This is a genomic window from Maridesulfovibrio pacificus (SeqCode) (assembly GCF_048612815.1).
In the GTDB taxonomy this organism is placed as follows: Bacteria; Desulfobacterota; Desulfovibrionia; order Desulfovibrionales; family Desulfovibrionaceae; genus Maridesulfovibrio; species Maridesulfovibrio pacificus.
Genome location: NZ_JBLZNE010000001.1, coordinates 1,913,317 through 1,922,500, shown reverse-complemented (window position 1 = coordinate 1,922,500; position 9,184 = coordinate 1,913,317). Strand labels below are relative to the sequence as shown.

7 protein-coding genes and 2 rRNA genes (1 of these 9 cut by a window edge) are annotated in these 9,184 nt (G+C 47.0%); 4 read left to right on the top strand and 5 right to left on the bottom strand.

Annotated elements, in window-relative coordinates; translation table 11 throughout:
• The 3 genes from ACNI23_RS09020 to ACNI23_RS09010 all read left to right on the top strand — a co-directional run.
• Positions 1 to 679, top strand: a 23S ribosomal RNA gene (locus tag ACNI23_RS09020) (it extends 2,257 nt beyond the left edge of the window).
• A 101-nt stretch (positions 680 to 780) separates the two neighbouring features.
• Positions 781 to 895: ribosomal RNA gene (gene rrf, locus ACNI23_RS09015) — 5S ribosomal RNA — on the top strand.
• Between the two features lie 223 nt (positions 896 to 1,118).
• A complete protein-coding gene (locus tag ACNI23_RS09010; protein ID WP_420248082.1) occupies positions 1,119 to 2,924 on the top strand; it encodes an SLC13 family permease in 1,806 nt (601 codons plus the stop codon).
• An 83-nt stretch (positions 2,925 to 3,007) separates the two neighbouring features.
• Here the strand turns inward: ACNI23_RS09010 and ACNI23_RS09005 are convergent, their stop codons facing one another.
• From ACNI23_RS09005 to ACNI23_RS08990, 4 genes are all read right to left on the bottom strand, one after another.
• Entirely contained in the window at positions 3,008 to 4,321 is a 1,314-nt protein-coding gene (locus ACNI23_RS09005) for a TRAP transporter large permease (protein WP_420248080.1), read from the bottom strand.
• Positions 4,322 to 4,807 carry a TRAP transporter small permease gene (locus tag ACNI23_RS09000; protein WP_420248078.1) on the bottom strand — a complete coding sequence of 162 codons (486 nt, stop codon included), beginning with the start codon at positions 4,805 to 4,807 and terminating at the stop codon, positions 4,322 to 4,324.
• A gap of 77 nt (positions 4,808 to 4,884) precedes the next feature.
• Entirely contained in the window at positions 4,885 to 5,895 is a 1,011-nt protein-coding gene (locus ACNI23_RS08995) for a TRAP transporter substrate-binding protein (RefSeq protein ID WP_420248077.1), read from the bottom strand.
• Between the two features lie 35 nt (positions 5,896 to 5,930).
• Positions 5,931 to 6,554 (bottom strand): TetR/AcrR family transcriptional regulator, encoded by a 624-nt coding sequence (locus tag ACNI23_RS08990; protein WP_420248075.1) that lies wholly within the window; start codon positions 6,552 to 6,554, stop codon positions 5,931 to 5,933.
• A 155-nt stretch (positions 6,555 to 6,709) separates the two neighbouring features.
• Between ACNI23_RS08990 and ACNI23_RS08985 the strand changes: the two genes are divergently transcribed.
• Positions 6,710 to 8,068 (top strand): nickel/cobalt transporter, encoded by a 1,359-nt coding sequence (locus tag ACNI23_RS08985; protein ID WP_420248074.1) that lies wholly within the window; start codon positions 6,710 to 6,712, stop codon positions 8,066 to 8,068.
• Here ACNI23_RS08985 and ACNI23_RS08980 read toward each other — a convergent pair.
• Positions 8,058 to 9,017: an MJ1477/TM1410 family putative glycoside hydrolase gene (locus tag ACNI23_RS08980; RefSeq protein WP_420248072.1), complete on the bottom strand. Its 960-nt coding sequence runs from the start codon at positions 9,015 to 9,017 to the stop codon at positions 8,058 to 8,060. The genes ACNI23_RS08985 and ACNI23_RS08980 overlap by 11 nt on opposite strands.
• Between the last annotated feature and the right edge of the window lie 167 nt (positions 9,018 to 9,184).

Below are 9,184 nucleotides of genomic sequence, written 5' to 3'. Positions count from 1 at the left end.
GACAGTGTCTGGTGGGTAGTTTGACTGGGGCGGTCGCCTCCCAAAAAGTAACGGAGGCTTGCAAAGGTTCCCTCAGGCTGATTGGAAACCAGCCGTCGAGTGCAAAGGCATAAGGGAGCTTGACTGTAAGACAGACATGTCGAGCAGGAACGAAAGTTGGTCTTAGTGATCCGGTGGTTCCGCATGGAAGGGCCATCGCTCATAGGATAAAAGGTACGCCGGGGATAACAGGCTGATCGCGCCCAAGAGTTCACATCGACGGCGCGGTTTGGCACCTCGATGTCGGCTCATCACATCCTGGGGCTGAAGCAGGTCCCAAGGGTTCGGCTGTTCGCCGATTAAAGTGGTACGCGAGCTGGGTTTAAAACGTCGTGAGACAGTTTGGTCCCTATCTACCGTGGGCGTAGGATAATTGAAGAGGGTCTGCCCCTAGTACGAGAGGACCGGGGTGGACGAACCTATGGTGTTCCTGTTGTCACGCCAGTGGCATTGCAGGGTAGCTAAGTTCGGAAGGGATAACCGCTGAAAGCATCTAAGCGGGAAGCCTGCCTCAAGATTAGTTATCCCTATGCTTTAGCATCTAAAGATTCCAGGTAGACCACCTGGTTGATAGGCTGGAGGTGTAAGTGCAGTGATGCATTCAGCTGACCAGTACTAATAAATCGTGCGACTTATTTTTCTTCTCTTCCCTTAACTTTAATCCTAAACGATTGAAGCTAATGGAACTCTAATTCTTCTCTATTAAACCATATATTTTTGCTCAAAAAGCAAGCTAAATTTGCTTGCGGCCATTGAGGAGAGGTCACACCCGACCCCATTCCGAACTCGGAAGTTAAGCTCTCCTTCGCCGATGATACTGCTAGGTAGCTAGTGGGAAAGTAGGTCGCCGCAAGCTTTTTTATTTTCAAAGCCCCCTTGTTAACTCAAGGGGGCTTTACTTGTTGGGGCGGATTTGTTTTTGATGCTCAGGGACGTCATTCGTAAGGGGGGGCTTGGGGAGAGATAAAAAGAGATGATATTTTATAACAAGATGTCCTTAATTGCGCCCTTGTGTTACAAATAGAACTGAGGCATTTTAGATGATGTAAATTAAATGTTTAAAGGAATTTAGATTTTTTATGCCTATCACTCCCGATATTATCCTAGTTCTTGCGGTCTTATTTCTAGTTGTACTTTTCTTCATCTTTGAATGGGTACGCGTAGATATGGTCGGTATTATGGTCATGGTCTGTTTGCCCTTGCTCGGTTTGGTTACCCCGCAGCAGGCAATCAGTGGCTTGAGCAGTAACGCCGTCGTTTCTATCATTGCTGTGATCATAATTGGGGCCGGTCTTGATAAGACCGGTGTAATGAATAAGCTTGCTCAATTGATTCTCAAGTTTGCCGGAAGAGACGAAAGGAAGATTACTTCTATGGTTTCTGCAACCGTGGCCGGGATATCCGGCTTCATGCAGAACATCGGAGCTGCTGCGCTCTTTATGCCGGCTGCGAGACGAATTTCTACTCAGACCGGGGTTCCGGCTTCGCACATTTTGTTGCCTATGGCTTTTTGTGCCATTATCGGCGGAACTTTGACTCTTGTCGGTTCAAGCCCTTTGATTTTGCTGAATGATCTACTGACCGTGCGTGGTGTCAGCTATGAACATTTTGGAATGTTCAGTATGACACCGATCGGGATCATGCTTATAATTTCTGCTCTGATTTATTTCAATGTGTTTGGAAAATGGATTCTGCCCCATACTAAGGCCAGCAAGGTTAGTGGACCTCTTTCTCCTTTGCTGGATAAGACTTATCATAACGTGGGCGAGATTTATGAAATGAAAATACCTGTTCATGGTTTTAATGAGCAGTGTCTTTCAGAGCTTCAAATCCGTTCAAACTACGCATGTTCTGTTCTGGCTTCATATAACGCAGTTACTCATAAAAGGAATGTTGCTCCCCGACCGGAAGATACTCTTTGTCCCGGAGATACTATTGCCGTAATCGGCGAGGCCATGTTTATAAAAAAACTCGCAACTGACTATGGCTGGTCGTACTCCCTTGAATTGAAAGTTTTTGCTGATGATCTTGCCCCCACGAATTCAGGGATTATGGAAGGTATTGTTTCTCCCAGATCTCAATTTGTCGGAATGACCGTTAGGGATATTCAGCTGCGTAAGAAATTCGGTGTAGTTCCGTTGGCTGTTTATGTTGGACATGAGATGAATATTAGTGATCTTTCCGATTTGGTTGTAAGTGAAGGGAACGCTTTTCTGTTACATGGTAAGTGGAGCGCTTTTCATCAGTTTAAAGATCAGAACGATTTGATCTTTACCGAACCGATTCAAGGTGAATTGCAGCGTGAGGAGAAGGCTCCATTTGCCTTAGGCTGTCTGGCTGTGACCATGTTCATGATTCTTGTGTTGGATATTCAGCTTTCCATTTCATTATTATTTGGAGCTATGGCAATGATTCTCGGTAAGGTTTTGACTATTGATGAAGCATACCGTTCCGTGGATTGGATGACTGTATTTCTGTTGGCTGGATTGATTCCACTGGGGCTTGCTTTTGAGAATACCGGTGCAGCCAAATTGATTGCTGATATGCTTATGAACGCTGTTGGAGTTCCATCGCCAACTGTGCTGCTCATCTGTATCGGGCTGCTAACTTCATTTTTTACACTATTTACTTCCAATGTAGGGGCCACGGTTTTGCTGGTGCCATTGTCCATGAACCTAGCTCTTTCATGCGGAGCTGATCCGCGCGTAGCAGCCATGACAGTGGCCTTGGCTGCGTCTAATACCTTCATATTGCCAACGCATCAGGTAAATGCTCTGGTTATGCGCCCGGCAGGTTTAAAGGCTGTTGATTATTTACGCGCGGGTGCCGGGATGACGATCATCTTTTTGGTCGTGCTAGTGGCAGGGATGCGAATGTTTTTCTGATTTTGGATGCTACGTAATGAAAATAATAAAAACCGCAGTTCCAACTGAAACTGCGGTTTTTGTATTTTTATGAACCGTATCTTTTAATACATCGCTTGTGGCAGATACAAAATGATTTGCGGGAAGATTGCGAAGAGTACGATTCCTACTAAAATTGCCAGCAGGAAGGGCATGGTTCCCTTGAAGATATCCTCAAGCGTAATATCGGGAGCAAATTTCTGAGCCATACCATAGACGACGTATACATTGATCCCGACAGGCGGAGTGATGACACCGATCTGGGTAACAAGCACGATAATGACTCCGAACCAGATGGGATCGAAGCCCAGAGTGGTGATGACTGGGTAGAATACCGGGATAGTCAGCATGATAAGGGCCAGCGCGTCCATGATGCACCCGCCGATGAAGTAGACAATGAGGATCATGGAAACGATGATCAATGGATGCAGGTCAAATGATGCAGTCCATTCGGCAACATTGAAAGGAATGCGGGTTACGGCTAGGAATTTACCGAAAATCAGCGCCCCGGCAACGAGGAACAGAACCATTACTGATGTGCGCAGGGTCTCATAAAGCGAATTAACAAAAGCCTGCCATGTCAGCTGACGTTTGATGATTCCAAGTACGAGAATTCCCAGTACACCGACAGCCGCTGATTCGTTGGGGGTAAAGAATCCAAAGAACATACCGCCGATTACAAGGGCGAATACGGCGATGGTATCCATAAGACCCATTAGGGATTTAAGTTTGGCACTCAAGGGGAAAGTTTCGCCCTTGGGACCGAGACTGGGATCGCGATGGCAGACTATGGCAATGGCGATGATGAACAGGATGGTCAGCACCACCGAGGGCAGAATCCCTGCCATGAACAGTTCGCCGATGGATTGTTCGGTAAGGATGCCGTAGACGATGAGCACGATGCTGGGCGGCATAATCATTCCCAGACCACCACCGGAAGCAACGGAACCGGCTGCGAGGGAGTTGGAGTAGCCGTAGCGTTTCATTTCCGGAATACCGACAGTCGCCATTGTGGCAGCAGTAGCAGGACTGGAGCCGCAGACCGACCCGAAAGCGGTGCATGCTGCAACTGTCGCCATGGCCAAGCCGCCCTGAATGTGGCCAAAGAAATGGTAAGCCGCACTGTAGAGCCTGCGGCTGATCCCGCTGTTAAAGGCCAATTGGCCCATGAGGATAAACAGGGGAATAGTGGAAAGGCTGTATGATGAAAAAGTGTCGTAAAAGCTGCGCGAAAGCAGGTTCATACCGCCTTTTACGGAGATGAGCATGGAGAATCCGCCGAAGCCGACAAGAGTCATAACGTAGGCCACAGGCATGCGGGTCATGAGCAGGGCCAGCATCACAAAGATGCCGATAATTCCAAGAGTGGTCGGTTCCATTTATTCTTCCCCTTTGAAAAGCAAGATGAGTTCTTTCAGCAGGGTGAGAGTGAAACAACCGAAACCGAAAGTCAGAGCGAAAATGACCATATCTGTGGGTAATTCAAGGGTCATTGAAACTTCCCCGGATTCACGCATGGAGCAGCCGTAAAGATACAGTCTCCAGGTAACCAGTCCAAATAGGGCAACACTTAAGGAAGTAGTGCAGATCTTAACAATGCGCCGGGTGCGGGCATTCATTTTACTGTACAGGAATTCCACTCCTATGTTTGCCTTTTGGCTCTCGGCATAACCAAGCGCGAGTCCGGTGGTAAGAACAGCCAGCACAGCTACAATATCTTCGACCCCGAAAATGGGGGTGTCCAGCACGCCGCGTGAAATAATATCCGCCCCGGTTAAAAGGGCCATGCCGATCAAGCATACGGCGGCAATATTTTTTAATAATGCCTCAAATTTATTAATGAGGACTATGACTTGATTACCCACTACAATCTCCAAATTTACAAAATTTCCCCCACTCCGCATAACAGAGTGGGGGAGATGGAATCTAGATTATCCTGTGATTACTGAATGCTGTTCAAAGTCTCTACTGTGAAGTCGAGGACAGCTTTGCCGTCGAGTTTCTTCTTGCCTGCTTTCTTAATGTAATCATCCATCATGGGCGCAGCTTTTTCTTTCCAGCGTTTGCCTTCGGCTTCGCTCAGCTCGATGAACTGTCCACCTTTCTCAGTCAGGAACTCGCGGCCTTCTTTGTCGCTTTCATCCCAGGCCTGACCGTGTTTGGTTGCAAATTCTTGGCTGATTTCCATAATGATTTTCTGGTCCTGCTCGGAAATAGCTTCCCACTTATCCTTATTTATGACTGCAAAGAAAGTGGTGGTGTAGCCGACAGGGTAATCAAGCGTACAGTAGTCAACGACTTCGCCCATTTTCCAGCCCTTGTTGGTTTCCATGGGGTATACGCCGCCGTCAACAACGCCTTTGCGGATTGCCTGATAGGTGTCGGGCATGGACATGGCAACCGGAGCTGCGCCGAGAGCTTTGAGCAGTTGGGCGGAGTTTCCGGTTCCGCGCAGTTTCATTCCTTTGATATCTTCAAGGGTCTTAACCGGTTTCTTGGCGGTGAAGAGCAGTCCGGGACCGTGTGCATGGAAAAAAAGAACCTTTACGTCACGCAGCTCTTTTGGTTTGAACTTATCGTAAACCGCGTTTGCGACCTTGGTTGCGGCAACCCCGGATTTGTAACCCAGCGGCAGGTCAACTGCAGCCATAGTCGGGAAACGGCCACGGGAATATGCCAGCGCGGACATACCGATATCGGAAAGACCTTCCACAACGCCGTCGTAACATTGCTTGGCTTTGGTCAGGGTTCCGCCGGGAAAGTAGGCGATGGTTACGCGGCCGTCGGTGCGCTTGCTAACTTCATCACTCCACTGCTGGGCCAGTTTGGACTGGATATGGGTGGGCGGAAAAAAGTTTGAGTAGGTCAGGTTAATTGATTTTGCTCCTGCCGTGAGCGGCAGGGCGCACATGCACATGGCTGCGGCCACTACTGTAATTAAAATTTTTTTCATGTTCCCTCCGTTTTTTATCTAAAAATGGCTGTCTATTAAGCTTTTTTCAGTCCGTTGGTTAAGGCCAGAGTTACAGCCGCTTCGCGCACGTCTTTAAATCCGATCAATCCGGCTCCATTGTTGTTCTGGATCATAAATCCGGTTTCAATGGAACTTCTGACCATGTATCCTTCAAATAGTACGGTGTTGAAGGCTCCGATCTTTTCCGGCGGATAGTCGGTCTCAACAAAATCACGAACCAGATCTGCAAAGACTTCTTCGGAAAGACGGTATTGACTTAGACTAAGGTCTTCGCGCAGTTCCGGCACCCTTGAAGCGTATATGGTGAATTCCAGAAAGACTTTGGCCCAGTTTTGGTCGCGGACAATGTTTTCCAGAAAATCCCAGATAATGTTCATGACTTCTTCAAGGGATTCAGCCTTGCCCAAGCGATCATCGCGGGAATTGCGATACTCGGTCAGTTTTTCTTCGACAATTTCCAGAAAGAGTTTGTCCTTACTTACCCAGTGGCGGTAAAAACTGCCTTTGGCGTATCCCGCATGTTTGGTGATTTCAGACACTGTGGTTTCCACGAAACCTTTCTTGCCGAAAAGTTCGTTGGCGGCTTCCATGAGTTCTTTCTTGGTTTGAAGCGATTTTTCCTGTTGTTTTCTAGCCATTTATTTTTCTGGTTACTTCTTTTTGCGACCTTTGGTCATAAAGTGACCGCTGGTCATTTTTTTATGGTGTATAGCTTTGCCCCCTATTGCTGTCAACTTCTATCTATGACAATTTGGTGTGAGTGAATCCAAGAATACCGAGAGGAAATATCAAAGTGCGAAAGCTGTTTATCATATTCATTGTCATAATCTGCTGCCTGAGTGGTGTAGTTGTTCAAGCCCATCCTTTGGGGGAAGTAGTGCAGGAAACCACAGTTATGAACGAAGGGACAAGGGTGCTTATTGTTTATGATACTTCCATCGGCCCTTCCATTACCGCAACACTTATTCCCGATGCCGACCATGACGGTAAGGTATCCGGGGCAGAAGAAAGAAAGCTTTCGCGGGATATTAACTCCCTGCTGCTGCCAAATCTGGAAGTATACTTAGATGATAAGCCTGTAGTTCCTGAATTGTATTATGATTCAGTCTCAGCGGCTCCGGGAGGGTATAATAACGGGCTGCGCTCAAATCTTGTTTACGCCATATCTTTGCCGGACGAGGATTTCGGCAAGCATTACTTAAAATTTTCAGACAACAATTTTCAGACCGGGGAGTTGAAGTGGTTGAAATGGAAGGTGCAGGCTGACCCGCAATTCAGCGTGGTCAGGACTTCGCCTGATTCCCGGGAATTGAATTATCAATTTTTTGCTAAGAAAGTGGAGGGAGAAGGAGCATCTTTTTCGGTCCCGACTCCAAAGGAAGATTCAAGTCAGGCTGCGCTTAAGGATTATCTTGCGCAGGAAAATCTTGGGCCGGGAACAATTCTATTCGCTCTCGGATTGGCCTTTTTTCTGGGGATGGGACATGCGCTCAGCCCCGGGCACGGTAAAGCCATGGTTGCTGCGTATCTCATAGGACGCAGCGGTCGTATTCGTGATGCCTTCACCCTCGGAACCATTGTGACCATTACTCATGTTGCCAGTGTAATTGTTCTCGGTATCGCTGCTTTGCTGCTTTCGCGTTACTTCCTGCCCGGCGATCTTTATCCATGGCTGGGAGCATTTTCCGGGGCATTGGTGTTCGGAGTCGGTTACATGATGCTCGCCCGCAGAGCATTACATAGCCACGGGCACTCCCACGACCATCACCATCATGGACATTCGCATGATCACTCGCACGATCACGGCAAAGAATCCGAACCTGTATCATGGTGGTCTATGCTCAGTCTCGGTATTGCCGGTGGTATGGTGCCATGTCCTACTGCTTTGGTCGTATTGCTTGCTTCGGTGGCTTTCGGAAGAATTGTGTTCGGTCTTTTATTGATCCTCGCTTTCAGCCTTGGTCTTGCCGCAGTGTTGATCATTATCGGAATTCTGACCGTGCGGGCCTCGAAACTTACCGAAAGATTTGCCGGTTCGCGCAGGTGGATCGAGAACCTGCCCGTGCTAAGTGCCGGATTGGTCATGCTGGCAGGAATTGCCATTGCGCTGAATGCCCTGCATGCCGGGGGTATTTTGCGGTTTAATTTCTAAATTTCCAAAAATCCGTAATCCCGTCCAAGGCGGCGTCAGGTGTTGATCCGTAAGGAACCAGCTTGAAATCAAGTGCTTTTACCTGTTTCAGGTAGTCAGCGTATTGCGACTTTTCAATGTATTCCACATCAAGAATTGTTTTGCCTGCCTCAGCAAGTTGTTTTGCCAGTTGCAGGCGGTAGTTTTTGTCGCTTTCGCTATAGTAGTTGAAGAGCAGACTTTCTAGACCTATCATATCTACGGTTTTGAAATAGACATCCTTGTATTCCGGGGAGCAGTCGTTAAATACGCTCATACCGTTCTGGGGACAGATAATGAAATTTTTTCCTGCTTTTTTTCGGGCATAGTCTCCAATTCTTTTGATCAGCTTGACCATATCGTCTGCAGTGTTCCGCACTTCCATTCCCTGTTCATGCCAGAACCAGTAAGCATCGACTATGTCCAGATATACGCCGTCAAACCCGGCTTCTATGATGCGGTCCAAATAAGGGCGTAAGCCTGTTTCCCACCAGTCTTCGCGCCAGTATTTTACTTTATAGTTTTTGGCCCAGTCCGGGTTTTCCGGTCCTAGAAATCGGGGCGGATTTTCTTTCCACTCTTTCTGCCAGTAAAAACGATATTCTTCTGCTTCCCCGATGGAAAAGTAACAAAGTACGGTTTTATTGAATTTGTGTAGTACGGATATTTCTTTGGCGGAAAATCTATTTTTATCGGAGCCGTCTTTTGAATAGTCAATTACCAATAGGTCATATGGAGATTCAGCCAGTGGCGCTATTTTCGGTCCTTGCAGTTGGTATGCCCAGCTGTTGATTTCCTTATTCGGCGGGGTCATTCGTGTCTCCTGTGTCGTTTTTTTTGTTACTGTACTTGAAGGCGGGGGAGTTGTTTTTGATACGCAGGCGCTAACAAGAAATAAAAATGTCAGGATTGCTATGTTATGTAATTTCATAATTAAGATTTTCCGGTTAATTTTTTGTGTTTTGGAATAATAGCATGGTGAAAGACAAAATTAAAGTGTGCAATCTTGAAATGCAGCACAAAATATAATGTAATTTTTGAAGGTTACAAATAAAAATACTTTGCATAGCTATAGATTCTGATTATAGTGTTCTAAAT